A 26,350-nucleotide genomic window follows, 5' to 3' on the forward strand; every position below is an offset into this window, starting at 1 on the left:
CAAAACATGCCCCGCACCGGGGAGTGCGCAGCCTCTCCTCCAATTCGGTCTAGGCCGTCACGTATCGGCACCTTGATCCGTCAAGAGCATTAACTCGCTTCGGATGCCTGGACGGGTCATCATGTCCGCGACAGTTGGCAAACTTTGCGACATTGCATCAAGGAGATCGGCCTCTAATGCCCGCATTTGCGAGATATCGATTTCAGGCGGCTTCGGACTGTCCGAGCGACCTAACGTGTTCAATAACTGAAGGACTTCCCAATCTCGAAGAATATGGACCTGAGCTGCGTTATCGCGCCAAGCACCTAGGATAATTCGAGTAACCGAGTGGTCCTGGCCAGTGACCTGATCCTCAACTGAAGCGATAAGCAAAGGAGCGGGCAATCGCGTGCAGGTCGCCAGAGCCGATTGGAGGTTTTCCCCTTCCTTCAGCGCTCGATCGAAAAGCGTGTGCCCCACACCGACAAGACGGACTGGGCCTTCGCCATTGCCTAAGCGAGCATTGCGATCAAACAGGAGCCCCTTGTACCGATCCTGCATGGCGTAGTCTTCGTCGGCCCATTTCTCCGGCGTCAGAACGTCTAGACCATCGTCCCTCCGGAAAATGCGCCGCCCTTTCGATTCCATCACCATCGAGAAGAATCGTTCGAGATCAGGGAGATCAACCTGCGGAAGATTTCTTCCAACCTGGGCAAAGTCAAAGCGAGTAACATTGCCAAGCATGGTCTTGACCTTATCGACTAGGTCTTCTCCGCCAATGGTCGCCGATTCCCGGTCGAACCATCGATCGAGGCTCTCTCGCGGCTGGGTCTGGCCTGCAGCAAAAATCTTCTCAAAAGCGCTTGGACCAGTCATGCCAATGACGAGCTGGCTGATGTCTTCTCGCTCATCCATTGCCTCGTCCAAGGTGCGCTGGATTCGCTCGAGCTTGGCGTTCAGGAGGTCCCAAATGCGCGCCTCCACCGTGTCTGGGTTCCTCAGAATGAACACTTGAACCGGCCTTGTCTGTCCGTAGCGCGACAGACGGCCGACACGCTGATGAAGCCGCATGGGATTCCAGGGCATGTCGACATGAATGAGCGTCGCGCAGCGCTCCTGAAGATCGATCCCTTCGCCCGCTGCCTCGGTTGAAACCAGAAAGCGGATCGTGCCTTGGTTGAAAGCTTCCGCTGCCGCATCGCGCGACCAACTTTTCGGGCCCCGCGAACCGTCCGCCTTGGTGACTTCATCCAAGCGTTCATCACCGTTGATGAAGCCGCAGCAACCGTGACCAAATCGAGCATGCAGGGCATCAACCACGAGAGCCTGGGTTGCCTTGTATTCGGTGAAGAGCAGCACTGGCTCACCGGTGGGCAAATCGCTCGCGATGAGATCAACTAGTCGCTCGATCTTCCGCTCTTGCTGAATGGGGGCGGCCAACGCAAGCAGCTCATCAAGGCGAGCGATCTCGCCCTCCATGAGTTCGGCGAGCATCTTGCCCCACGCCTCTTCGTCAGCCCGCGCGCGATCGTCCAATGTCTCGTCGTCATCACCTTCCGTTATGGACACAGAAGGCGTACGAGCCTGCTCAGCAACATCTGCCAGTTTCGCGCGGCGTTTGGTCAAAGCGCTTCGGATCGCAGCAATCGAACTCGCCGCTAGCTTCTGGAGTGCTATGAGCAAGAGCATCCTCGCGGATTGGGCCCGCCCATCGAGGGTCGATGCATAGGCGCGCCCATCAATGATGAATGCACTCAGCGTTTCGTAGAATGCGCTCTCTGCTGCACTAAAGGCATATTCCCTTGTTTCCACCGTGACCGGCGTGAAAAGGCGGTTCCCTTTGAGGTCGGTAACGGTCGCCTTGTTGTTACGGATCATCACATCCGGCAGCTTGGCCAGTTGCTCGTCGATGTCGCGCTCAGGTCCGAACTGATCCGGATCGAGGAGGCTCAACAATGACAGAAAGCCGAAGTCCTTGCCCCGATGCGGCGTGCCAGTGAACAGAAGAAGAGAACGGATTCTGTGCCTTTCCTCCAGCGCGCGAAGGAGCTGAAAGGAAAGGGTCTCTCCTGTGCGTTCATCCGCGTGCAAATGATGCGCTTCATCGACCACGACCGCGTCCCAAGGATCGGCCGCAAGAAACCGGCTGCCTTCAGCCCGTCCGTCGGCGACTTCGCGGCGCAGCGTGTGGACCGACGCCACCACCATGTTTGCCGTATCCCAGAAATCCACAGCAGGTGTATCAACGGAGCGATCGTAGACCTGCAGGCGGATATCAAACATCTGCCGCAGGCGTTTCTGCCATTGGGGCACTAGCTTTGCTGGTGCCAATACCAGCAGGCGGCGAATTTGAGCCCGAGCAACCAGAGGCATGAGCACCAGACCGGCTTCGATCGTTTTACCCAACCCCACGTCATCGGCGACCAACCAGCGGAACGGGAAAGTTCGATTAACCTTGTGACAAACCCAGAGTTGATGCGGGAGCAGCTGGACACGTGATCGAGAAAACACCCCCCACTGATCGTTAACGGACCGGATTGCCATGGCGCTCGCGCGCATCAATGTCTCCGCACTGTCGTCAAAAGTCCCCGTCGACAGCGCTTGATCTAGCGACCGAGCAAGCGTGAGTTCTGAGCGAAGAACCTGCTGGATCGTCGCGCCGAAACGCGCAACAACGAATTCTCCTGCATCGGCAATAACTTGGCCCACGCCGTGGCGTGGGTGAGTGACTCTTGCGTCAGCGGCTAGTGCTTCAGGCATCGTCATCTTCTGCATCGTCCCAGTTGTTGTCTGGCCACTCGTCGACGTCTGCATCGTGAAGAATCGACACGAGGTCATCGCGGTGCTTGGCAAGTGTGATCACGTGCAGTGGCAAATCACCATCGCCATCGAAATGAGCGGCATCACCAATGCGACGCTCTACCGCCCCATACAGGGCGCGTCCCTCGTCGATGCCACGCTCAAACTGGCCCATGCCGAGCGTGTAAGCGAGGCGGCGGACGCGTTCCGCCGCACTCCAGCCATAAGGCATGATCTGCTCGAATTGCGCCCGAGAATAGATACCTTTGCGGCCCAATTCGCGCACAAGCCAGTTGGCGCCAATGCCAAGCGACCTAGCTAGAGGGGCTGCTTCAATGCCCATACGAGCGGCGACGTGAGAGAATGCCGGTCGCAAATGTCCGCGCAGGCTCACGTCACCCTCTTGGGCGATCACCGCAGGCAATTTGCGGAACAGTCTCTGGTAGCTTTCGAGATGCCGCGCGATCATGCATAGATCAGGAAGGCATCTGCGCCACATCAGGTAGTTTTCATCGGCATCTGGATCGCTCCAGGCTCGGAGGCGCTCGACAAAAGGCCTCAGCTCCTCGTCACAAGGATCGATTGTCGCGAGTTCGTGCCACCAGCCATCTTGGATTGCCTTGGTAACAAACTGCCGGGATTGAGCCGGCTTAACCCTCCCCAGTGTCTGGAAGGTTGCGAGGGAAAGCATGGTGAACCAAGCGGGCTTATCTCCATCAGCGAGGGCTGCTGAGGAAAAATCTTCAGGATACACGGCTCGATCGTAGGCAGCCCGCAAATCCCCATGATTGTCGCGCCACCACTGCGCGATCCTTGAGAGCGCCTGCGCAGCGTCAGGTTGCCAGGGGCTGATTGGATCGACCGGTGTTGAAGGGAGGCCGAATGAATACCCTAGCTTGGCGAGCAACCGGTTCTTCTCGTCTTGCCTCAGCCCGGCCAGCAAAGGGGAGTTAGCGAGTTCGTCGACATTGGGTAGCCACTTTGCCGCGCTCGCCAACAGTGCGACGGTCCGATCATCCGCACCGACCAGATAACGAATGAAGGCTTGCTGGCGTGCGGCGCTGTCACCGGCAGTCTCAGCCCATTTGGCGACAGGTAGCTGACCTGCCTGTTCACGGGCGAAGGCAGCGAGTTCAAAGGCGGCGCCTACGTACTCTGACGAAAGGCGACCCGAAGGAGGAGCGAATGCAGCCCTGCCTTGTTCATCGTTGTCGCCCAGCGGAAACGCTAGAAGACGAATCTGCTGCCAACTTCCATCTTCCGCGAGCCAGAACCGCTCGCGCAGCAACTTGCGGAATTCTGATTGTTCCTCACCGGTCATCGCCTGCGAAACTGCTTCCTCGCAAAGACAGGAAATGCGTCCCGCCAGCCCAGGATCTATGCCCTCGGCTCCAGCAAGGTTTTCGGCCAAGGTCACAACATCCAGTCTTTGACCCGAAGGCAGCCCAACAGATTTCAGAAGCTGTCCTGTTTCCTCGGTGACAACTGCATTCTTGAATTCCACTTCGGCGAGCAAATTCGAGATCGCAGCTTGAGCATCGCGATCGGCAAGGGCTCCCGACAAGCGCCATTTGACATCAGCCGCGCGCGTTGCACCGCCGAAAGCCAGCGGCACCACGGGGCGCTCCGCCCATAGCTTCGCAAGGCCTTGGCCTGACTTGTGTAGTGACTGTTCGGACCCCTGGCTTGCCAGATCTTGTGCAAAAAGCTGCACTAGCTTCCGCCAAAAATCCTCCCGTCCTTCCGGATCGAGACCTGTCGCTCGCGCGAAACTTGCCCAGTCAGCAAGACAATGGTCGTAAAAAGCGATGAGCCGTGGCCCAAGAGCAATGCCAAGCCGGGCAAATCGGCTATCCTTCTCATCGGCCGTGCCAGACAATTGGGTACGCCCCGGGTCAACCGGAAAGCGGCCTTCCAGAAGCCAGCCCCCCCGGCGACGTTCACCAACGAGCGGGACAAGGTGCCAAAACTGCGGCACATCATGCGGAAACGAGTAGGGCCCATTACGTCCGAAGGGCAGGAAGAGCCGAAAATCACTCCCTAAATCGAAGCGCAATACGTGGCGAGTAGCATCGATTGTCAGCCAGCTCACGCCGTCGACAAGAGGATGCTCCTCATGTCGGAACACGGTCTCACCGTCTGGAGCCACCACCTCAATGGATGCTTCCTGACCGAGCGCCGCCAAGAACGGAGCCGCATCCCGAAACGCTTCCCATGCGTCTAGCGCATCTCCTGAACGGCCCGGAGCAACCGGAAGTTCGATGAGAGTCGCTTTGCGCCCCCTGTCATGGAATGGGGTGACCGTCCTGCTTCCCCCTGCCCAATCTGCAGGGATCATGCCTCCCAAGATCCGGATAGCTATGCCTCCGCTGGCGAGGCGAACTTCGTCGGCGAGCATATGCACGGTCTTGAATCCAAGGCCGAAGCGACCGGTTACCCGATCTCCATCTTTGGCAGAGTGATTGATGGCGAGCATATTCGAAAGGTCCCGTCGGTGCCCTTCTTCCTCTGCCTTGCGTGGATCGCTCCCTGGTTGATTGATGGGGCGCCCCCAATGGATCACTCGCAAGCAAGTGATCACTTGATTCTCATTGTAGATCACTTCTACCCGGAAGCGTCCGATACCGTGCCACTGCGCTTGGGCATCGACAGCATTCTGATACAGTTCGAAAACCACGCGATGGGGAGCATAGCCCATCTCGTCGATCTTCTGGCGGGTGGCTTCGAGAAGCTCCCTCGCCCCGTCGTCCGACTGCGCCGCTGCCCAAAGTGCGTTGCGCGCCTTGTCCCGGTCGCGTGGTGCGTCGCGATGATAATCATTCAATGCCGCGCGCATTACCGGCCCGGTCTTGATGCCGGCCAGGCGATCATGAAGCACCTCCTGCAACTCTTCACAGGTGTCTGCGAGCGTGCGCTGATCGCTTGTAAAATAGCTGTCCAAGAGCTCCGACAATGCCGCCTTGTGACGTTCGAAGCCTAGCATCAGAGCCGGCGCCAGTTTTTTAACGAACTGATCCAACAACAGCCGCGCATCGGCTTCATCGGATGGCGATACCGGTCCGATCACGAGGTCATAGACGTGTCGATAGCCATATTCGTCGCGCTCAATTCCTCTCTGGATACAATCCAGCAGCAGCGCATCGTCTTTGCCAGACAGTGGAACTGTGCAGTCCGTTCCAGCAGCTGACCGCACCGTGACCTGCCCATGTTCCGGCAGCTCGACTGCAAAACGCAGTTCAGCAAGCCGGTCCAAATTTGCGTTAGTCAAGCCACGGTGTTCGTCGGCCAAACTGTCAAGATCATCGCAAATGCGGTGGAATGATCGCTGCCCTTCCCATCTGGCTGCGAGCGACTGGATCCTGTCATCACGACCAAGCATCGCCAGAGCTAGCAGAATCCCATCATGCACATCGTACTGGCTGACTGGAGTGAAGGCGCGCTCGACACTCTCGAGCCAGTCCACCTTCGCAGACTTGCTTGCTGGAATGGTGTCTGTCTTTTGATCGTCGGGCTGTTCCAGTTTGCCAGCATAATCGTGTGCGAGTAGCGCCGCAGGGTCGATACCTGCTGCTCCTAGCGCAACCCTGTCTGCCCTGCTGAACCCACCTGCTTCGGTCGGTACAAGGAGATCGGGCGGCAGATAGCTGGACGCATGCGTCAAAGCACGCAGATTTCGGGCAAATGTTGAGCGGTAAAGGCGCCGTGCTGCTTCAGCATTCGTGCCGAGCCCGCTCAGTGCAGCCATTGCATTCATTTGAGCAACGGTGCCGGCAAGAGAGGGCGCGTTAAAAACTTCAGCCATCCCCGCGATGACCTCATCGGCCACGCCGTCGCGAAGAGCCGCAGAGATCAGAGGCCACGCTTCTGCATCAAGGCCAACATTCGCGGCCGCCAGCTTCGCTAGCTCATCTAGGTGCTCGACGACGTCAAGGCAAAGGCCGGTGGCTCCGTGGTCAGCGGCAAGGCGGGCGGCAAAGAGAAATGACTGGGATCGATCGGGTCTTAGCCTCGCCAAGTGCCGCCGCACACTTTCTTCGCGAAGGGAGCCGGGAAGCATACTTGCGAACAGAAGTCCGGCTTGGTCGATAATCAGCTCCTGAAGCGCATGTTCAGCATCTAGAGGCAGGTCGAGGACTTTGGTCGGCGTCCAAGCATTCCCGTCCGCAGCAATCCAGGCGGTCGCCTGAAGCTTTTCTATCAGATCATCAGGCACTTGCTCGATTGCGCCCAATGCTGAAGCAATTTCCGAGGTAAACTGATGGGGATCTGGCGCGGACAATGCTGTGCGGATCGCGGCTTCAGGTCCCCAGCGCCCGATAAGCCTGTTTTGAACCGCCGCTGCTAAAGGATCGCCCCAAAGCTCGACCAGACGGGTAAATGGCAAGAGCGTAGGTGCAACATCCGAAACACGACCGCTGAACAGATCAGTAGCCGGAAGAAGGGGTTCATGCTGGTCGGATCGGTGCAAGGGCAGCGACTTCAAGATATCGTCATCGATCCCTGACTTGAGCAATGCCATAGCCTTGGAGTCGTCCATCGGCGGCATGGTGCCGGCACACTGCGCATCGCGAAGCCATGCGCCTAATTCGGCAAGATCGATCCGTCGCAGGCCAATGTGATCGCGCAATGCCTTTTTCAGTTCCGCCGTAGTCGCGGACGATACGAGGCGATCTTCCCTGTCCTGCAACAGCGCCAGTACCAGATCATCGAGTATCCCACCGAGCTCATCGAGCTCAATCAGATTGACGTGCGAAGGCAAAGCCTGATCTCGCGCGACAAGGCGCCGCAACTCCTCGCGGGGAGCATCGGCACCGAGCAGTTCAGCAAGCTCGCCACACTTGCCTGGATCCCCGAAGCGATCAACCTGCCGCAAGACTGCCAGGAGGCAATCGGCCTTCTTGGCCGAGGCCAAATCCCCCAACCCGCCATCTTTCAATGTAACCCGGTAAATCGGGGGTGACAGGACTGCGCCAGCGAGCACGACCAGCTCCCGATTTGGTGCCGCATCGAACAGCAAACCCTTTCGCTTCAATCCCGCGATGGCGCCCAAAGATAGCCGCACTTCCTCTTCGGCTTGCATCAAGCGCGCCGGAATGACCTGCAATTCGCTACCCCGACGATCCGCCGCCAATGCGTCGAGCGATGGACCGTTTCTCAAGAGATGCGATATCAGCGTCGACGCTTCCTGCGCTACGGTTCCTCGAGATGACAAAAAGGGTTCGGCGGCGGTCAACAGTTCGATTGTTTCGTTCAGCCCCAATTGCCGGGACATCGCCCCACCCTGCTCCGACCACGCAGCTTTAACCGGAATGCTACCTCCAGCGGCAGCCAAGGCTTTCAGGAGCTCACGATTTTCTACGCTCGGCGGAAGAACCAAGATGCGATCCTCCGGGAGGCGTCGGACAAGCGGCCTGAGCTTGTCAGCAGTAGCGAAACTTTGCTCGACCATGGCGATGGCGCTGCGGCAAGTTTCGACTAACGCCATCCGCGTTGCTTCGCCGGGCTGCGCGCCCTCGAGCACCGTCGCCAGCGTTTCGGCGATCTGCCCTTTTTGGAAGGCAGCGGGTCCGGCAAGGCGCACCAGGTCAGCAAGCTGCGCATCAGGCCAGTGTGGATCAGCATCAGCCAAGACCGTGCCGAATGCCAAAACGATGCCATTTTCGCTGCACCACTCCTCGAGTCTAGGAAAAGCGGCCTTGAGGCGGGCAATCGAGGTTGCATCGCCTCTCGTCACCGGACGCAGTGAGTCACCGGCGCAAACCCGCCAGCTTTCCGCCTTGTCGCCCGTCCAGCACCGGGCAAGAGCCCTGCCCTGGCAGGATTCCACACGGTGCTCATTCCACCATCGCGTGCGCTGCAATGCTCGGATCAGCGCATGACGCTCTGCATCGCTGGGTAAGCTGGGCAAGGTATCTGCAATCGCATCGAGCAGCAGCGGCAGCGCCGCCTCGCGGCGGAGCGCCTGGTTCCAACGGGTTTCGATATGATCGTCTTCACGAAGTTTTCGCCGGTCACTCGACACGAAGAAATAGCCGTGCACGAGCAGATCGATATTGTCCGTTCCGCGTTCGAGTGGCTCGGCAAACAGAGGTTCACCTAGCGGCAAGTAAACAGCATTACGCAACCGCAAGTGGCCCAAACCTTCACGGGTAGCAGATCGGCACAGGATTACTGCACCATGCGGATTCGCCTTGGGCGGTATGAGCTTACCGTGGATGTCGAACACCTTGTCCCATCCATCGGCCGTCAACAGTCGAGCAGCTTGCCCATCATGCTTCCATTGCTGGCGTCCGCTGAACGAGAGCTCGAACCCAGCTCCCTCGACGTTACCGTCAATGCTCGGGGCCCCGCTCCCCACACCTGGGCCAGACAAGCGCTGGGCACCGCTACGCAGGGAGATCCGGCGCACCTCGCCCGCGACTGGTATGATCTCCACGCTCTCCAGATTGCGGAGGCAGCACAATGTCGCGGCCAATTCCTCACCATCGAGGATATCTGAGATCGCACCATCAGGGTGCCAGTTCGTATCTGACAGGCAAAGCGCGGCCCCGGGACGCAGATGTGGGGTGCGCAGCGGCAGGAACAGCGCCATGCCCCGCTCCATTCCTAGCGCCGCTGCCTTATCGAGTAGCATTTTGGCTTCGGTTGCAGAAAGCTGAGGCCAGTCGCGATGGGCCGCATTAGCTTCAGCAACCTGTTCCCATGGATTCATGATCAGCGTTTGCGGTCGGCCTTCGCGATCCTCAACCCGGCCAAGCGCAATGAACGCGTCGCACAGATGATAGACTGATTTTTGTCCTAGACCGAACCGCCCTACTGCCGACCGTTCATCCGCTTTGCTCCCGCCGCTGGCGCGGGTAATCGCGTCCATATGGCGGGCAAGGACGGGACCATCATTTGCGATAATCAGCCCAGGGGTTCGGAGCAGTGGGTTAGTCGCTTCATCGAATCCAGCGTGACCGGCCACAACCATCCGGCGAGCACCCGCGTCTTCGGCGTTCTGGAGCAGCTCCTTGAAGATCGTGAAGCCCGAGGCATACCCCTCCCGCAAAATCTGCTGCAGGCGAAGAATGTCGCTTTCCGCTGAATGCACTAATCCGCTGGATCTGATCTCCATCTCGGTTGGATCAGATCCGAGTACGTCAGAACCGGTCGCACTTCCCTCGGTCACATAGCCCCCTTCAGCAGCTCAACCACATTTTCGCCGTGAACCACTGACTTTGACGTGCACACAATACGTTATGAGCACTGACGTTTGCCCCAGGGAAAACAAAGATTGCATCTAACCCCGCTTCCGCCACTCGCCCGACATCTCTAGAACTACCGGACTCGCACCAAATAACAACTATAGGTCGCCACCTCTTGCTCTGAGCCATTCCTTTCTTTCGCAGAATGACGGCATCACCCTACGAACTTCTAACCAAAATGCCTCTGAATGGTCCGGATACTTTAGATGTACGAGCTCATGCACCACGACATATTCGATGACTTGCGGTGGGAGCTGCATGATCCTCCAATGAAAATTGAGATTCGCGTTTGAGCTGCATGACCCCCACCTGAAACCCAAGTCCATGACCTGAACATATTTTCTAGGATTAACGCATACAACCGCTTTCCAGCGATCGACTAAGGCATTCAAATATGGATGGGCAGCACGGCTGTAATACTCTTCTATCCTTTTGCCGCCGGATTTTATTTGGTCGCGGCGAAAAAGAAGCCGATCGCCTTCAAAGCGGATCGTCGGAATTGGCCCCTTTTCACAGTCTACATCTACTAACTTAAGTCGAAAGTGCTTGCCAAGGTAATGAAACCCCTCGCCATCGACGAATTCCGGTTGCCGGAAGACCGATTCACGCCCGACGTCTTTGTGGCTCGCAAGCTTCTGGTGAACCCACACTAGTCTTGTCCGGATCAGCTCGCTCGCCCGCCCAAGATCGGCATCTTTCGGCAGATGCGCCACCAACGAAGCGTCGCGCTCAACGGTCACGCCAACGGTCTTCCGACGCTCGCTGCGCTTCACGACAAACGTGAGGTCATCGACGCGGATGGTTTCCGTCATGCGGCGAACCCCGCCCGGTTCGCGCGAGCCACCCCCATGCAGTCGGTCGCAATCGCGTCCAACTCGGCGAATGGAAAGAGGTTGCAGCTGTCGAGTTGACGAAAAACCCACCGCCTGGCCTCTTCTTGCCCGACTGGATTATCCCAAAAGCCTGCTACAGCGGTCTCTTGCCGCAGATGCCGAACAATCTCGGATGCCAGTTCGGCAAGCTCGGCGTCCCGGTCGTCATTCCCGTACCGCATCCGAAGAATGCCAAATATCGGCCCTTCTGTGTAAGGATCGAGGCCATGATATGCGGCTGAGGTCGATGACGCCGCCAAGGCCTCATCGATGAGCTTCTGTAGCTGCCTAGCGATCTCGTTCCAGTCTTCCTGATGACTGGTCAGGATCCCCTCAAGCCTTTCGCTCAAGCTCTTGAACTTCGCCGGGTCCTTTTCGAACGAAATCGAGATGTGGTGACGGAGAGCATTCTCCATGTCGGCCGCTTTGGCGCGATCGGTCTTCTTGCGGGAAACCTCTGCAGCGAAGTTGGGATCGAGGATCTCAATGGGCGGGATTTTGGGATCAATGCCATGCGCCTCGATGAAGGCGTCGAGCATGGCTTGAACCTTGTGCGCCACTCCGCGAACATCCAGCGTGCCGTCCCGATAAAGGTTCGCCGCAGCCTTTGCGATGAAGGCGAAGATCTTGACGTCTTTGGTGAACGGCCTCGCTTCTGGCCGCGGCATCAGCGTGTCGAACAAGCTGATGAAGCGCTTCACAAGAACCAGAAACTGCGCCCGGAACTTCTGATCCTTCAGCTTCCCGACGCATGCATCAACGTAGGCTTGCAGATCAGCGCCAAGGGTGATGCCGGCATCGGCAAAGTGCTTCACCACCGCATCGCGGGCCTGGCGCAACTCGGGCAGCAGCTCCTCAGGCTTGCCGATGCCCCCTGTCAGATCACTCTGATCTTCGGCGTCATAGAGCGCCAGCGCGTCGGCGAGGTTCTTTCCGACCCCATAATAGTCGACGACAATCCCATACCGTTTCGCTTCGCCGGCTGTGCGATTGGTCCGGGCTATGGCCTGCAACAGCTCAGCCCCCGCCATGGCGCGATCGAGATACATCGCTTGTTCGACCTTAGCGTCGAAGCCCGTGAGCAGTTTGCTTTTCACAACGAGGATCGCGAGCCCGTCGCGGGAGAGCGGCTTCTTGAAGCGCTCGATCCGCTGCTTGGTCTCGGTCGCGCCACCCCATGCTTTCAGGTGGGGCAGATCGTTATGGTCCACCGAAATGACAGCCGCAAACTCCAGGGCCTTGACCGTATCGAGGTGAGGAAAGGCGGCGGCCAGGAACGCCACATCTCCACCGGCATTCTGCGCATCCTCGGGCGCGATATCCTTCAAGATGTCCGCAGCGCCTTCAATGGCGGCGACGATCTCGTCGCGGGCGTCGTTCAGGGCATCGACATACTGGACTGCCAATTCCCTGCTGGAGGCAACAAGCTGCGCCTTCAGATCGTTGGGTAGAATGTTGACGATGTAGTGCCGAAGCACGTCGATGGCCTTGGCCTTTAGCGGGTCGGCGGCATTCAGAACGCGTGCGCGCGTCGCATAGCGATCCTTGATCGCCTCCCGCTCCTCAAACGACTTCCCAGCGAAGGTCGCATTGAACAGTCCATCCAGCGTGCCCTTGTCGGTCACATCGGCTTTCAGTTCGCGCCCCTCGTAGAGGATCTTCACGATCGCACCGTCCGCCTCAGCATCCCGAAGCAGGTAACGATCGATGTAGGTGCCGAAGATTTCCCGCGTCTTCTTCTTGCTCTTTTCCTCGATCGGGGTTCCGGTGAAGCCGATCCGCGCAGCGTTTGGCAGGGCGTCCAGAAGATTCTGGTGCAGCCCGCTTGTGTGCGACCGGTGCGCCTCATCGATGAGGACCAGAACGTCCTCGCTCTCGTTCAACACGGGGAAGGCCTGTCGCTCGCCGATCTTTACAACCAGCTTACTCACACGCAGCTGGTCAGGCTTGGTGGGGAGGAGCGCGTCATTCTCCGGAGCCTGACGCTCGTCATTCTCGGCAGCGAATACGATTTCCTGCTCGTCGCCGCCGTTCCGCTCTTGCAGCTTCTGGATCATCACGAACACCAGGTCGGGTTCCTGGCGGCCCAGATGCGCTTTCGCGCCGTCGGCATTCCGCGCCACCCGCATGACCTGACCGGCGAGCTTCGCCGTCTTCGACAGCTGGTCCTCGAGATCGGTCCGGTCCGTGACCACGACCACCTTGAACCGCCGAAGCTCCGGAAGTGTCCGCAGTTTCTTGACAAGGAACACCATGGTCAGGCTCTTGCCCGACCCCTGGGTGTGCCAGATGATGCCGCCCCGGCGATCCGTCATGCCGTCCTGACGGCGCGTCTTGCCCTCGCGCAGCCGATTGAGCGCGATGTGGACCGACCGGAACTGCTGATAGCGTGGCACGACCTTGATCCGAACGCCATCGTCCGTCGTCATGAACACGGTGAACGATCGTATCGCATCGAGCAGATACGCCGGCCGCAAAAGACCTGCGGCGAGCACCTCCTGCTGCACCAACTCAGTGCCGGGCGCCTTGCCGATCTCGCGGCAGACCTCGTCAATGGCGGCGCGCGTATGCTCGATGCCGATCGGCTTGACCGACCGCCACGGCAAGAAATCGTCGGGCCTGGCCGTGACGGAGCCGACGCGCGCGTCGTAATAGTCTGTGGAGACCAGAAGCTGGTTCGTCCAGAACAGGCGCTCTGCCCCCTCATTCTTCTCGGGAACGCGGCGATTGGCGTAACGACGCATCTGGTCGATAGCGGTGGCGATGGGGTCGGTGACGGCAGGGCTCTTGGCCTCGATCACCACCAGCGGCAGGCCGTTCACGAACAGCACGATGTCCGGCACGATGAAGCCCCGGTCGCCGCTTGCGCCGGGCGGGTCAACACGGAACTGGTTCACGGCGACGAACTCGTTCTCGTCGTCCGGCTCGAAGCCGATGAAGCGCACGCGGCGTTCGTGCTCTCCATCGGGGCCAGAGACATTGACGCCGCGCACGATCTTGTCGTGCAGTTCCTCGTTGATCGCGATGAAGTCCCTCGCCGTCGGGCGTTCGAGCTGCGAGATCGCCTGTTCGATGCGGCGATCGTCCAGCCATTCGGACCCATCGTCGCTGCGGTTCAGGCGTCGCAGCGCCGCCTCAAGCCGGTCGCGCAACAATGTCTGCTGAAAATCGGTGCGGCCAAGCAGGTGATAGTCCTTGCGGCCACTGGCCGGGTCTTCGTCTGCGCCCTCGAAATGCCGCCAGCCCATCGCGCCCAGCTGGCGCAGTAGCGGGCGCTCGACCACGTTCAGCTCATCCAGGCGGTCGATCTGGCTCACTCGGCCGCCTCCAGAATGGCAGCGACGAGCTTGCGGCCACTGAGGAGATCATCGCGCAACCCTTCGCGAAGTGCCGCGAGCTTGGCGCGCTCGCGGCGGTGATCCTCGATCGCAGCAGAAACACCGCTCACGCGTTCGATGATGGCGCGTTGTTCGTCCAAGGTATCCGGAACGGCAATCAAGGCCCGCCGAAGGTTTGTTGGATTGATGTTGACCTGCTGGACACCCGGCGTCGCGAACTGCCGGATCGCGCGCTGGACTGGAGCCCAGTTCAGCCAGAGGTGCAAGAACTCGGGCAGCAATTCGTCACCACAGTGAAGCCGCACAAGATAGGAGGCGAAAGCAGGGCCAGGTTCGTCGTGCCGCCAGATGGCGGCCTTGCCGACATGCTCCCAGCTGTTGGTGCGGTTGAACAGCACATCGTTGCGCTGCACCCGGAACCGCTCAACCGCATGCGCCGGTGCATATTTCAGGTCGGACAGGTCAAACTCACCGTCCTGGATGTTGTTCATCCGCAGAACAGGAATGCCGCCAATGATATCGCCCAACGACAGGTTAGTGCCATACTCCGCGCTGATGACGAAGCGTCCGAGGTTCTCGATTTTCCAAGCTGGTGGACGCGGGCCAACATCTGTCTCGATCAGCGCAGATGAAACGCGGGGTGAGCCGTCATCCGAGACGCCGCGCGCGAGCAACTCGTCGATCAGGCCGACGCGAATTGTCCGCAGTTTCTCGATCAGCGCATCGGTCTCGATGATCGCGTCGTCGAGCGCATCGAGGACATCAGCGATGAAGAGCTGGGACGGTCCGTCCAGTGCCGCCAACTTCACTCGAAGCAGGTCTGACTCGTTAATCGCGGGATAGTTCGAACCGACTTCAAACTGGGTGACCTGCCGCTTAAATTCATCAAGAAACAGCGCGTGGAACAGAAAGCGTCCGTCAACGCCATCCTTTGGAGAGAGCACGGCAAAGCCCGTGGATGCAATCACTGGGAGGTCGGCCGTGGCACGAACCATCCCATGACCCATTAAGCTTGGTCGGACGGTCGAAAACAGCACGTCACCCGGCTTTACAACTCTTCGCGCACGGCTGGGGCTGCCGGCAAAAGTAAGCACTCTCGCCTTCTGCCAGTCGATGCTGCCTTGGTTGACGCTGCTTAAGTCGATGTATCGAAACTGAAAATCACTCGGCGTCTCTCGCCCAAGGCTCTGGACGTTAGCATCGCAGTATTGGCTGAGCGATGTCGTGGTGAGATTTTCAAGCATACCTGAGTTCCTTCAGGTATTGGTCCAGCCGCGTCGTCGCGTCGGTCCTTCGCCCCTCGATGTGCTTTAGGCTGACCCGATACTTATCCCAGAGACGCTCGAGACTGGAGACCAAGGTCCCGACACGACGCGCACGGGCACGCTCGAGCCGATCGAAAAGCCGCTCGCGGTCGATGGCGAGCACCAGTTCGCGGCAATCACCGTCATCGAGTTCGGCCCGCGCTGCTGTCAGCCGCTCGACAAAGGCCGCTTTCAGCCGCCGCAGCGTGGCGCGCGCCGCCTTCAGCTCCTCCTTGATCGCTTCATAGGGGGCGAGCATCGCATCGATGGTCTCCGCTTCGTCGACAAGCGGCGCGAGACGGCGATTGAGGTCGGCAAGTTCGGCCTCAGCCTCCCGCACGTTCATTCCCTGCGCCCGCATCCAGTCGATTGAGCCCTTGGACGGCTTTCCAGCAGGTGTGGTCTTCACCAGCTCCTTGCGGCGCTTGTCATCCTCGCCCATCTCGGCGCGCAGGTCCTTGCGGCGCTTCTCCAACAACTTGGGCAGCGCGGTGCCGTCCTCCGCGCCATCCATCCAGTCCTCGGCGCCTTCGACACCGTCACCGCTTTCCCAAGCGTCCTTTTCGGCCTTGATGCGCTCCACCTCGGCTTGCGCTGCGGATAGTTGGGTCACATAGTCGGCCATCCGGTGCCGCACGAAGGGATGGGCGAGCAGCTCCTCAAGCGTCACCTTCACTGTCTTCTTGACGTCGCTGTCCTCGTCGTCGTCGGCCTCTTCGTCTTCGAGCGCGGAACGCAGCGTTTCGACCCAGCCGTCGACAAGCTCGGCAAAACCGTTCTCGACGATAACACGGAGTTCGTAGCGGATTTCGTCCCACCAGCCCGCGATGGCGCCCATAAGCGCATAGCGATCGACGCAGCCGACCGGCAGCATCGCCGGCTCGAAACTGTCGAGCAGCTCCCGGCGCAGCGGCATGAGGCGCTTGGTGGTTGGCAGGTCTGCCAGCCCGGACTGCGCCGAAGCCCACCAGGCATCGAAAGCGCCCAGCATCTCTCCGGCCCGGGCGGCGACGCCAGCGTCGGTTTCCACCAAGGCACGGATGTCCGCCCGCTTTGCCACGGCGGGGGCGAAATCGGCGTAGTCGGAATCGCGGTCGCAGAACGGCACGCCAACGTCGAAGCCCTGCGCCATTGCCTGCGGGCGGATGGCTTCGATCTCGCGCTTCGGCAAACCGCCATGAAGGTGCGCGCGGACATCGTGCGGCTCCGGCGGTGGGCTACTGTCGGCGTATCGACGGATGTTCAGGTTTCCGGCTTCGTCCTCGATAATGGCCTTGTTGTCGACTACAGCCGCAAAGCCGGGCACATCGGCGAAGGCATTATAAGCGCTGATGATCTTTTCGATGTGCTCCGGATCGATGAAGTTCTGCGCACGGCCTTCGCGATATTCGCGGTCGGCGTTGATGAAGAGCACCTTGCCCTTGCGCGCTTCGGGTTTGCCGCCCGGATGGCGCATCACCAGGACACAAGCCGGGATACCGGTGCCATAGAAGAGATTTTGGGGCAGGCCGATGACCGCCTCGATGCAATCATCCTTGAGTAGCGCTATCCTGATCTTCTTCTCTTCGCCACCACGGAACAGCACGCCGTGGGGCATCACGACCGCCATCTTGCCGTTCTGCTTGAGGCTCGCCAGCATGTGCTGCGCGAACATGAGGTCGGCCTTTTTGCCCGTCGTCGGGCACCAGCCGAAGCGGAACCGGTCGCCGAACTGGATGCCGCGCTTAGTGTAATTCTGGCTGAATGGCGGGTTGGCGATCACCCGGTCGAAGCGCATCAGGCGACCGTCGTCAAGGTGCTTCGGTTCCAGCAGCGTGTCGCCATTCCGGATGTCGGCGTCGGGAACGCCGTGCAGCAGCAGGTTCATCCGGCAGATCGCCCAGACAGCCCCGTTATCTTCCTGCCCATAAAGGCGCAGCCGCGGTCCTCCGTGCTGGAGGGCGTGCTCGTTCCCCTGGTTCAGCATGCCGCCGCTGCCACAGGTTGGATCGTAGAGCGACGTGCCACCCTGCGGATCGAGGATCCGCACCATGAGCTGCACGACCCCTCTTGGCGTGTAGAACTCTCCGGCCTTTTTGCCGGCGGAGTCCGCAAACTCGCTGATCAGATACTCGTAGGCAGCGCCGAGCAGGTCCGGAAATTCGAAATCCTCATCCAGAAGCCGGTACTTGTTGAAGTGGCTGATGAGCCGCCGCAATTTCTCGTCGGGAATTTCGGATTCGCCGATCTTGCGGGCAAAATTGATGTGACCCAAGACGCCCGACAGCGCCTGATGGTTCGCGTTTTCCAAGCCAGCCAGAGCCTTATTCAACTCGTTGGCGACATTTGAATGGACGTCATCCAGCAGCCTTGTCCATCTGGCTACGGGCGGAACAAAGAACGACTTCTCGTATGATGATGGATGGTCTGCCCGCTGCAGTGCCTCCGCTTCAGACCGCCCTTGGGCTCGCTGTTCCTTGAGAATTTTATCTCGCTGCTGCTCAAACACATCAGAACAACGCTTGAGGAACAGGAGCCCAAAAATATACTCCTTGAATTCAGAGGCATCCATCTTCCCGCGCAATATGTCTGCAGCTGCGAATAGATGACGTTCCAATTTTTCAAGGGTAAGCTTTGACATTACTATTTTGATCCAATTGGGAGTGCTTGAATCGCGATCTGATATCGTCGAGTGCCCCTACCCCTCGAAGTAGCCTTGGGGCAGGAAGCCCGCAACCACCTACCTTGGAGATCTGATTGATTTCCCACGCCGAGTAGGCTCGTTGACCGGCCAATGTGTCCTACGAGCGCGCGTAGCCCGCCTCAGCCGTGAGAGCCCTGCCTCAGGTAGCAAGTTATGCGCACTCTCGTCTTCTCTCTCGGGCGCCTGCCTGACCTAAGGTCAGCAACAAGCCTTGGGTCCCCGGCAACCAAGCGACCGAAGGTGCTCGGCGACGTCCGTGTTTGCGCCAGATATGCCTCGATCTGCTCTAGTAGCTCCATCGCCATCGACTCGTTTAAGGCTTGCGTTCTTGTTATGTTCTTACTAGGAAGGCTTCCTAGAGTCTAGGATCGATTTTCCTAGGTGCCCGCGATAGGACTGGCAGTCATGGACGACGCACGGAGAGCCCTGGACGAACTAATCCAGCAACGAGGGGTGAATTACTCCTCGGTTTCGCGCCTGTTGGGGCGCAATGCCGCTTACATCCAGCAGTATATTCGGCGCGGCAGTCCGAGGCAGCTGGACGAGCAGGATCGCTCGGTTCTGGCGCGATTTTTCGGGGTCGATGAGAAGGTTCTTGGAGCCCCTGCCCGCCGCTCAGGCCCGGTGGTCGAGCTCGTCCATGTGCCTTTGCTCAATGTCGAGGCATCAGCCGGCCACGGCGCTCTGGCCGAAATGGAAGCCAAATCCGCGCAGTTCGGCTTCGACGAGAAGTGGCTGCGTCGACTGACCGCGAGCAAGGCATCGAGCCTCTCGATTATCGCGGTCCATGGGGACTCCATGGAGCCCACCCTCCACGATGGCGACGAGGTTATGGTCGATCTCGGGGATGGCCAGTCGCGGCTGAGAGACGGGATCTATGTCCTGCGGATGGACGACATGCTGAGCGTAAAGCGGATTGCCCTCGAACCACAGGGCAAACGCGCGTCGGTCCTGAGCGACAACCCGGCTTATCCAAGCTGGCGCGGCCTCGAGAAACGCACCCTCAATATCGTCGGACGGGTTCTCTGGTTCGGACGGGCGCTCTAAGGTGGCCTTCTGATGCTTGCCCTGCTTGCCGCTTCGATCGTCGCTTCCGGGCAGACATTTACCTGCACGCCCACTCATGTCTGGGATGGTGATGGTCCAGTCTGGTGTGCGGAAGGCCCTCACCTGAGGATCGCGGGCATCGCGGCCCGGGAGATGGACGGCACCTGCCGGACCAATCAGCCCTGCCCCGCTGCCTCGGCGCTTGAGGCGCGCGATGCGCTGGTAGTGCTGATGGGCGGCTCGAAGGGAACAATCGCGACCGGACACGTGGTAGTCAGAGGTCCGCGGCTCACATGCCGCTCCGAGGGGTCCGCAGGTGGAAACAGGACCGCTGCCTGGTGCCGTCTGCCGTCAGGTGCCGATCTGTCATGCGCCATGATCAAGACCGGCACAGTCCTGCGCTGGGATCGCTACTGGAAAGGCCCGGCTTGCCGGTGACCAGCACCACGCATCTGGCCGGCGTCGTCGAATGGGCGGCCAACGGACCGGTGCTGCGAACCGATGATGGCGGGACTTGGCAACTCGACAACATCCGCCAGGTACGCAAATTCATCGGCGCTCGCGTCGAAGTGGTCGGGGAGCGTTCGGGGTTCAACGCCTTTGCCTGCTACCAGATATGGCCAGCCGGACAGCCTCGTCCGACTGCATTCAAACTCCGGCTCGAATTCCTCCTTGCCGCAGCCTTCGTCGCCTATGGTCTCTACGCGACGGTTGGCGGGGTGGTGAGCGCGCTCTGCTGATGCTGAGCGACTGGGAGCTCTGGGCCTGCGCAAACCATGTCCTACAGACCTATGGGGACAAGGCACCTTTGCACGTCGCCGAACAGATTGGGGCTCTCGCACTTGCAGGCGATGAGGCAGGCATTCGGACATGGCAGGCTATCGCCGAGCGGATTGTCCAGCTGAGCTCCAACGCCCCGGACAGGCCACTCCAGTAACCCCGCTCGACAAGCCCAATCAGTTCATCCGATCGGGGACAGATCGCCCGGAAACAGACACGATTGCTCGACTGGGGCACCATGGCTGTCGCCTTCGATGGTGAAGCCGCGCATGCGTTCGACCAAATGGCGAGCCAGATCGACCCTGGCGCTGCGCTGGGCGCGTGGATCATCGGCATTGAGCCGGACGAGCGTGTGCTCCGGCGCAACAGCCAGCGCGACTTCGAGATGGGTGAGGAGGATATCATCGGAGATTCGGGGCATGGGCCAATGAGAACAAATAAAGAACTTCACGTCAACCGGTCATGTGCGGACGCATGGGGACAACGGGACGCTAGATGCCGATCTCAAATGGCTTGGTGATCGACCGGTCAAGCTCTGGCGGCTTGCGTTCCGGTGCAGGAGCCACACGATCTTTGGCCTGACCTTTGGATGCCGCATCGTGGAGGAGATTGACCGTTTCCAGCGCCGAGCGCTTCATGCCGGCATTGCGCTCGACCGCCGCCTCGAGGTTGCCAGCATTGTCGACATAGAGCGTGAGGCCATCGCGCAGCCGCGTGACTGTCACCAGGAACGTCTGCTGATTGGCCAGATTGCGCTCGCGGCTGTCCATCACCGCAATGCCGCGATCGGAGGTCAGCCCCTGCGCCATATGGGCATTGAGCGCATAGGCGAGATCGAGACGTCGCAGCATTGGATCGTCGCGTTCGAGTCTGTGCTCTGCGCCCAAGGATGTCTTAACCACCACAGCCTCTTTGTCGACTGCGACAATCCGGGCCTGGTCGGCATTGATCAGGCCCCGCTTGTGATCGGTTTCGGTCCACCGGATCTTGTCGCCGGTATAAATATCGAGGGCGCGAACTTCGGACAGGCGTAGCGGATCCTGCTCACCTTGCGGCCGGATCTGACCGGGACGAAACTCGAACTGGCGGCCACGCTCGTTCTCCAGCGTGACCCGCTCGCGTGCCACATCGGTTCCGACCACCCGGTATTCGCCTGCTGCAAGGCCCTGGCTGCGCTGACGCCGTGCGACATCGACCACCATGCCGGGGGCGTAGGTGCTCGCATAGCGCAGCTCCTCGCGGGTTACATTGACACGGGACAGGGTCTGGAGCCGCATGGTTTCAGGACCGAGCTCGCCGCTCGCTTGAAGGCCAGTCTGCACAGCCTCGTTCACGGCACTGCGCAAATTGCGGCCTGACGCATAGATTGCGGTTGCCTCGCGCTCGGCGGTCGAAAGCGACAACCAGGCGGCGGCGGCTTCGACAGCAGCATCATTTCCCACCTCGATCACCTGGGGTGCGAGATGGCGCATGGCGTCTTCGATGCGCCCCTCTTGCGCCGCCTGCTGTGCATCTCGAAGGCCCTCTGTCCGTGCTCGGAGATTGGTGCTCATGAGCGCCGTCTCAATGCCGGCCTGCTGCATCACATCGAACGGCTTTCCGGCATCGACTGCGCCCAGCTGCTTACGGTCCCCGATGCTCGCAAAGCGGCCGAGTTCGAGAAGGTTTGCCAGCCGAACCAGCTTTTCCTTGTCGGCATTGCCGACCATGGAGGCTTCGTCGAGCAGCACGACGGTGCCGCGCATGTCCGCCAGCGCCTCGGCGAGACGGTCCGCATCGGCCCCTTCCAGGAGATCGCGGTGTCGGGCGAGGAACCGCGAGACCGTCATCGATGTAATACCTGTATCGCGCTCGAGCATCTGGACCAGCGTGTTCTGCACCGCGAGCCCGAGCACGGCTCTGCCCTCCTCGCGCAGGATATCTGCGACGGGTTTGAGGACCGTGCTCTTGCCTGCGCCCGCGACGCCCTGGATCGCGACGATCCGGTTGTTCGAGCCAAGCAGCAAACGCCCTGCCCCTTCCTGTCCGGCGTTCAAGGTCATGCCGTATTTGATCTGGGACAGGGCCTGCAGACGGGCCCCCGCAAGGTCGGGAGAAACAATCGCCGGTGCAGCGCCGCGCCCGTCTTCGACCCCAGCAATGATGCGCTGTTCGAGGCTTATAGCGTCGCGTGTCGTCAGCAGTTCCCGGTCAGCGCCCCTGCCCTTCTCCAGATGTCCCTGACGGAGCAGCTGGTCGACGCGGTGCTCGATGTCAGCGAGCGAAGTCGGGAGCGCAAAGCCAAGCGCTGCACGGTAGATTTCGGCTCGGCTGAAGGCCGCCTCCCGCTCGCCCAGATGCCGCACAGCCGAGGCGACTGCATGAATTGCGGCGACCTGCTCGACACTGCGGTTGGTCAGCCGGGAAGGTATCAGCGGGTCACCTTCGCGCAGGCCAAGGCGCTCGGCAAATGTGGTTGCGAGGGCCTGAACATTGCGGACGAGCGCGCGCATGGTTGGTCCCAAGCCGGTCACATTGCCAAGATCCTGCGCACTGCGAGCATTGGCTCTGGCAGTCACCGTGGCGGGATCAAAGCCCAGCCTCGCAGACGCTTCCTGCCACTGCTGCGTCAGCGCATCGCGATCTTCGATGCGCCCTTTGTCGGCCCGGGTCATCAAGGTTGCAGCATCGAGCACGCCTGGCCCTGAGAAGTTCATCTGGGCGGCCGCTTCCAGGATTTCCGCTCGCCGGGAACTGAAGGCATCGCGGACCACCTTGGGCACACCTACGGCCTCAAAATTACCGTGCTTGCCGAACTCACCGACCTCATACCCAAGCTTTTCGACGCTCAGACGAAATCGCGCCATCGTCATGGCATTGAGCAAGGTATTGTGCTGCCAGAGCTTGTCATTGCGTAGCGCCCGCCATTTGCCGTCGCCCCCTCGCGTCACATTGGCAATGACGGCATGAAAGTGCGCGTTGGGCTCCTGGTTGCGATTGGTGTCGTGCTGGAACAGCGCGATCGCAAGGTTGCCGGTCTGGACGGTACGCTCCTTTCCGCGAACCTCCATCCGGGTCTCGGCTAGGTTCTTTTCGGCCCAGCGCAGGGTTTCCCGGACGGCCGACCCGTAGGCATCGAGGATCCGTTTGTCGCCGCCCACCAGAGCCAGGACCGACCAGCTTTTCGGCATCGAAAAGGTGAGGTCGGTCCCCGCCCGGTGCGCCCGGTTGTCACTGCCCAAGCGGCTACCATCGGGCAGCAGTCCCTTAAGGACCGCCTCGAATTGCCGTGCGTCTACGGAACCAGTAAGCCCGAGCGCGGCAGCGCCGTTGCCCAGCCATTCACCCGAGCGATCGGCATCCGCCCGCGTGTAGTAATTGTCGGCAGCGAAGTAGTTGGCCGCGCCGCCGGCGGTGCGGACATTGGCTACCGACAGCATCGATCGGTCCCCAACGCCAAGGCAGTTGGCGACATGCTCACATCTCCATGTCGCCAAGTTCCGGACCAGTGATCGGCGGAGGCTCGTGCTCCCGCAGACCATCCTCGATCATCAGCTTGCGCGCGGCGGCATCGCTGGAGCTTTGGCTCTTCGGGTTATCCGGCTTGCCCTGTTGCAGCCCTTCCGTTCCGGGCGTGCTGGCCTGAGGCGTGCCCTTAGGCGAAGCCGACTGATCCCGCGCCGCTGCGGCTTCGCCTGTCTGGAGAAGTGGGCGGGCGGAAGGTCCAGCCTTTCGCGGCGGAGCATCGGTTCTGGTATTCGACCGGTCCGTCTTGGCCTTGCCCGCCTTGTCTTGCTCGGAACGAGTTGCCGGTTCTCGCTCCTTCGACGTCTTGCCGGGTGTGCGTTCCACTGCTCGCCCAAGATCCTTGGCAGGCGCTTCAGGCTCCTTTTTCGAGGCAGCTCGCGCACCTTGGTCGAAGGCGAGCTCGCCCTGCTTCGGGACGACCGGCTTGCCGGCGCCGTCGTCGTTCGACGAAGGATGCTCGCCGCCTGTCGGCGCTGCCTTCTGCTCTGCCTGCTCCGCCGCCGGATGGATCTCCGTGACCCTTGCCTTCGGGCTGTCCTTGACCCTGGCGATGAAGGTTTCCGCCCGCTTGGGTCGGTCGACGGGCTTCATCTTGACCGGTGCGGCGGGAAAGCCATCAGGGAACTTGATGTACCCTGAAAGGCGCGGAAGGTTCATCAGCTGGTCGGGCAGCAAGAGCGGCTCGATGTGCTTGCGCGGGGTGAGGCTGACCGCATCGCGGGCATTGTTGTAGCCATAGGTGTAGCCCTCTTCCATGTCCCTGACCTGGCGATGGCCGATGAAGTCGGAGCACCAGGTGGCCGTCTCGCGGTCGGCGGTTCCAAGGATCAGTTTGGTCCGGGCGAGCGATGCCAGCGTCATCGCCATGTTCTCGCCGTAGACCTCCTTGAGCTTGGCATAGGCATGAAGGCCAAGGACAATCGCGCCGCCGAAATTGCGCGCTGTCTGCAAGCCTTTCTCGAGCGCTGGCAGGCGGTGCAATGCACCCAGCTCATCGACGAAGAACCAGCACTTGAGATCGCGGGTGCGGGGCATCGTCATCAGCGTATTCATGGCGGTATCGAGCCAGAGCGTGAGCAGCTGCGCGCAGACACTCATGTCGACATAGCGGGCCGAAATGAACAGGATTGAGCCCTGGTTCGGGGTGCTATCGGCCCCGTCCTCGATCCATTTGCGAACCGAGAAACTTGGACCGGCAGTCGGCAGCAGCTTGAGCGCCTTGGCGTTCACGTTGAAGACGGCCCGGATCGATTCTGCCATGCGGGCAGCTTCTGGCGCGGTCAGCGGATCGGCGATCGTTCCGCGCATCATGGCATGAACGCGTGACAGGTCCGCGGTCATCAGCTCCCGCGCCAGGGCGTCGTTGGTCGCCCTGCCCTCGGCCACAAGTTTGAGGCAGAATTCGACGAACAACGCGCGGGCAGCGATCACCCAGAACTGGGCTTCACCGCCCCCGTCATGGGGGACGAGGGCGTCCGCGGCGGCCCAGAACTCACCTTCGGAGCGGCATTCGTCAAACAGGCTCCACTGGGGGCAGCGCGCATCGAGCGGGTTCAGAATGATGTCGCAATGGGCAGCATGGAAGTGCTCGATAAAGGCCCCGGTCAGATCGAAGACCACGCAGCGCTGACCCTTGGCTCTTGCTTCCGCGATCATGTCGGAGATCGCCACGGTCTTGCCCATACCGGTGGTGCCAATGAGCATCGCATGGCTTTGTTCGAGCCGCCAGGGATAGGAGACGCTGGCGATGTGCGATGGCCGATACGGAAAGACCCGGGCGATCTCTCGCGGCAGACTGAGGCGCCATTTCCAGCCCAGCGCGGTATCAAGCTCACGGGTGCGCTCGCGCCGGTTGTGTGCGGTCAATTCGTCGACGAGTTCGGGGAGCGTGACGAGCATCGCGCCGCGCTCATGTTTGCGCTCTTTGGAGCGGCCACCGAACCGCTCGGCGAACCAGTAGAAGACGGCAAATGCGGGGACCAGCAGGAAACCGGATCGCCACAATGCACTGGTCAGAAGCGCCATCAGCTTCTCCCACGCATGCACCACCGGGGGGTAGTGGTCGAGCTGGGCAATCGGAAACTGGATGGTCGCGCCGAAAGCGGTTTCCAGGGTGATCCGCTTGGCGGGATCGAACTCCATGAAGCCGTAGATGGCGGCATAGATCCGCATCCAGACGAGATAGACTTCGTGATCGGTGAGGCCTGCCGAAATGGTCCACCAGGAGGTCCATGAGATCACGAGCGCGGCAACGATCAGTGGGCCCTTGAGACCGGCCGCGAACATGAAGCTGAAGTGTCCGAGCAGCTGGCTGCCACGCGTGAAGTTGACGAGATTACGCTTCATCGGAGCCTCCCTCGCCAGCGGCTGTGGAAAGACCGAGCTCCTTGCATTTGCGCACGTAAGCCTGGTGCGCCCGACCGCGCAGCGCGTGGTCGGGGTGGCCTGCCAGCAGCGCATCAACCCCGACCATGAGGAACACCGAGCGGCGGGAAATGCGCTCAATGGAAGCGTCGAGCCGCGAGGCAAGCTCGTCCTCTGTGCAGGCATTGGCGAGCAAGGCGCGAACCCACTCGCTCATGCTGATCCCCTTGGCCTTGGCAGCCCTGCGGATCAGCGAGCTGAGCTCGCTGGAGATGTAAACCTGGAGACAGATTGGCCGTGTCATGCACGGACTCCTTGTGGTCAGGAGCCCGATTCACACTGCGAAAGGCAAGGTCGAAGCTAAGTCATATTCAAGAACATGTCAAGAACATATAGGACTGCGGAATTCCGCCATTCTTGGCCTCGCCTT

At 60.4% G+C, this 26,350-nt stretch carries 14 protein-coding genes; 4 read left to right on the forward strand and 10 right to left on the reverse strand.

The genetic code is table 11. The annotated features are described in order from the left end of the window. Positions 1-57 precede the first annotated feature (57 nt). The 6 genes from WFP36_RS01945 to WFP36_RS01970 all read right to left on the reverse strand — a co-directional run bounded on the left by WFP36_RS01945 (position 58) and on the right by WFP36_RS01970 (position 18,159). Complete coding sequence (locus WFP36_RS01945; RefSeq protein ID WP_336977375.1) at positions 58-2,793, reverse strand: DEAD/DEAH box helicase; 2,736 nt, start codon at positions 2,791-2,793, stop codon at positions 58-60. Next, complete coding sequence (locus WFP36_RS01950) at positions 2,732-9,895, reverse strand: sacsin N-terminal ATP-binding-like domain-containing protein (RefSeq protein ID WP_336977377.1); 7,164 nt, start codon at positions 9,893-9,895, stop codon at positions 2,732-2,734. Before WFP36_RS01950 ends, WFP36_RS01945 begins: the two co-directional genes overlap by 62 nt. A 228-nt stretch (positions 9,896-10,123) precedes the next feature. Next, the gene (locus WFP36_RS01955) at positions 10,124-10,837 is read right to left on the reverse strand and encodes a M48 family metallopeptidase (RefSeq protein ID WP_168905741.1); all 714 of its coding nucleotides are present in this window, start codon (positions 10,835-10,837) and stop codon (positions 10,124-10,126) included. Then, entirely contained in the window at positions 10,834-14,214 is a 3,381-nt protein-coding gene (locus WFP36_RS01960; RefSeq protein WP_168905742.1) for a type I restriction endonuclease, read from the reverse strand. The genes WFP36_RS01955 and WFP36_RS01960 overlap by 4 nt, the downstream gene beginning before the upstream one ends. Beyond that, positions 14,211-15,479, reverse strand: a complete 1,269-nt coding sequence (locus WFP36_RS01965; protein ID WP_336977381.1) for a restriction endonuclease subunit S — start codon at positions 15,477-15,479, stop codon at positions 14,211-14,213. Before WFP36_RS01965 ends, WFP36_RS01960 begins: the two co-directional genes overlap by 4 nt. Then, positions 15,472-18,159, reverse strand: coding sequence for an N-6 DNA methylase (locus tag WFP36_RS01970; protein WP_336977383.1), 2,688 nt, complete (start codon positions 18,157-18,159; stop codon positions 15,472-15,474). The genes WFP36_RS01965 and WFP36_RS01970 overlap by 8 nt, the downstream gene beginning before the upstream one ends. Positions 18,160-18,627: 468 nt before the next feature. Here WFP36_RS01970 and WFP36_RS01975 point away from each other — a divergent pair, with 468 nt between their 5' ends. Genes WFP36_RS01975 through WFP36_RS01990 form a run of 4 tightly spaced genes read left to right on the forward strand, consistent with a single transcriptional unit; the run spans position 18,628 to position 20,206 of the window. Further along, positions 18,628-19,269 carry a S24 family peptidase gene (locus WFP36_RS01975; protein ID WP_007688341.1) on the forward strand — a complete coding sequence of 214 codons (642 nt, stop codon included), beginning with the start codon at positions 18,628-18,630 and terminating at the stop codon, positions 19,267-19,269. 12 nt (positions 19,270-19,281) lie between these two features. Then, positions 19,282-19,707 carry a thermonuclease family protein gene (locus tag WFP36_RS01980; protein WP_168905745.1) on the forward strand — a complete coding sequence of 142 codons (426 nt, stop codon included), beginning with the start codon at positions 19,282-19,284 and terminating at the stop codon, positions 19,705-19,707. Continuing rightward, entirely contained in the window at positions 19,704-20,009 is a 306-nt protein-coding gene (locus WFP36_RS01985) for a DUF5818 domain-containing protein (protein ID WP_336977386.1), read from the forward strand. Before WFP36_RS01980 ends, WFP36_RS01985 begins: the two co-directional genes overlap by 4 nt. Next, positions 20,009-20,206, forward strand: a complete 198-nt coding sequence (locus WFP36_RS01990) for a DUF6961 family protein (RefSeq protein WP_336977387.1) — start codon at positions 20,009-20,011, stop codon at positions 20,204-20,206. The genes WFP36_RS01985 and WFP36_RS01990 overlap by 1 nt, the downstream gene beginning before the upstream one ends. Positions 20,207-20,230: 24 nt before the next feature. On the opposite strand, the gene WFP36_RS01995 is transcribed toward WFP36_RS01990, so the two are convergent. The 4 genes from WFP36_RS01995 to WFP36_RS02010 all read right to left on the reverse strand — a co-directional run bounded on the left by WFP36_RS01995 (position 20,231) and on the right by WFP36_RS02010 (position 26,224). After that, on the reverse strand, positions 20,231-20,470 hold the full coding sequence (locus WFP36_RS01995; protein ID WP_336977389.1) for a hypothetical protein: 240 nt from the start codon (positions 20,468-20,470) through the stop codon (positions 20,231-20,233). A 70-nt stretch (positions 20,471-20,540) separates the two neighbouring features. Next, complete coding sequence (gene mobF / locus WFP36_RS02000) at positions 20,541-23,468, reverse strand: MobF family relaxase (RefSeq protein WP_336977391.1); 2,928 nt, start codon at positions 23,466-23,468, stop codon at positions 20,541-20,543. Between the two features lie 37 nt (positions 23,469-23,505). Continuing rightward, entirely contained in the window at positions 23,506-25,902 is a 2,397-nt protein-coding gene (locus WFP36_RS02005) for a type IV secretion system DNA-binding domain-containing protein (protein WP_336977393.1), read from the reverse strand. Further along, the gene (locus WFP36_RS02010) at positions 25,892-26,224 is read right to left on the reverse strand and encodes a hypothetical protein (RefSeq protein WP_066554166.1); all 333 of its coding nucleotides are present in this window, start codon (positions 26,222-26,224) and stop codon (positions 25,892-25,894) included. Before WFP36_RS02010 ends, WFP36_RS02005 begins: the two co-directional genes overlap by 11 nt. Positions 26,225-26,350 lie beyond the last annotated feature (126 nt).

The sequence above is a fragment of the Fulverythrobacter fulvus genome (assembly GCF_037154085.1).
Classification (GTDB): Bacteria; Pseudomonadota; Alphaproteobacteria; order Sphingomonadales; family Sphingomonadaceae; genus Andeanibacterium; species Andeanibacterium fulvum.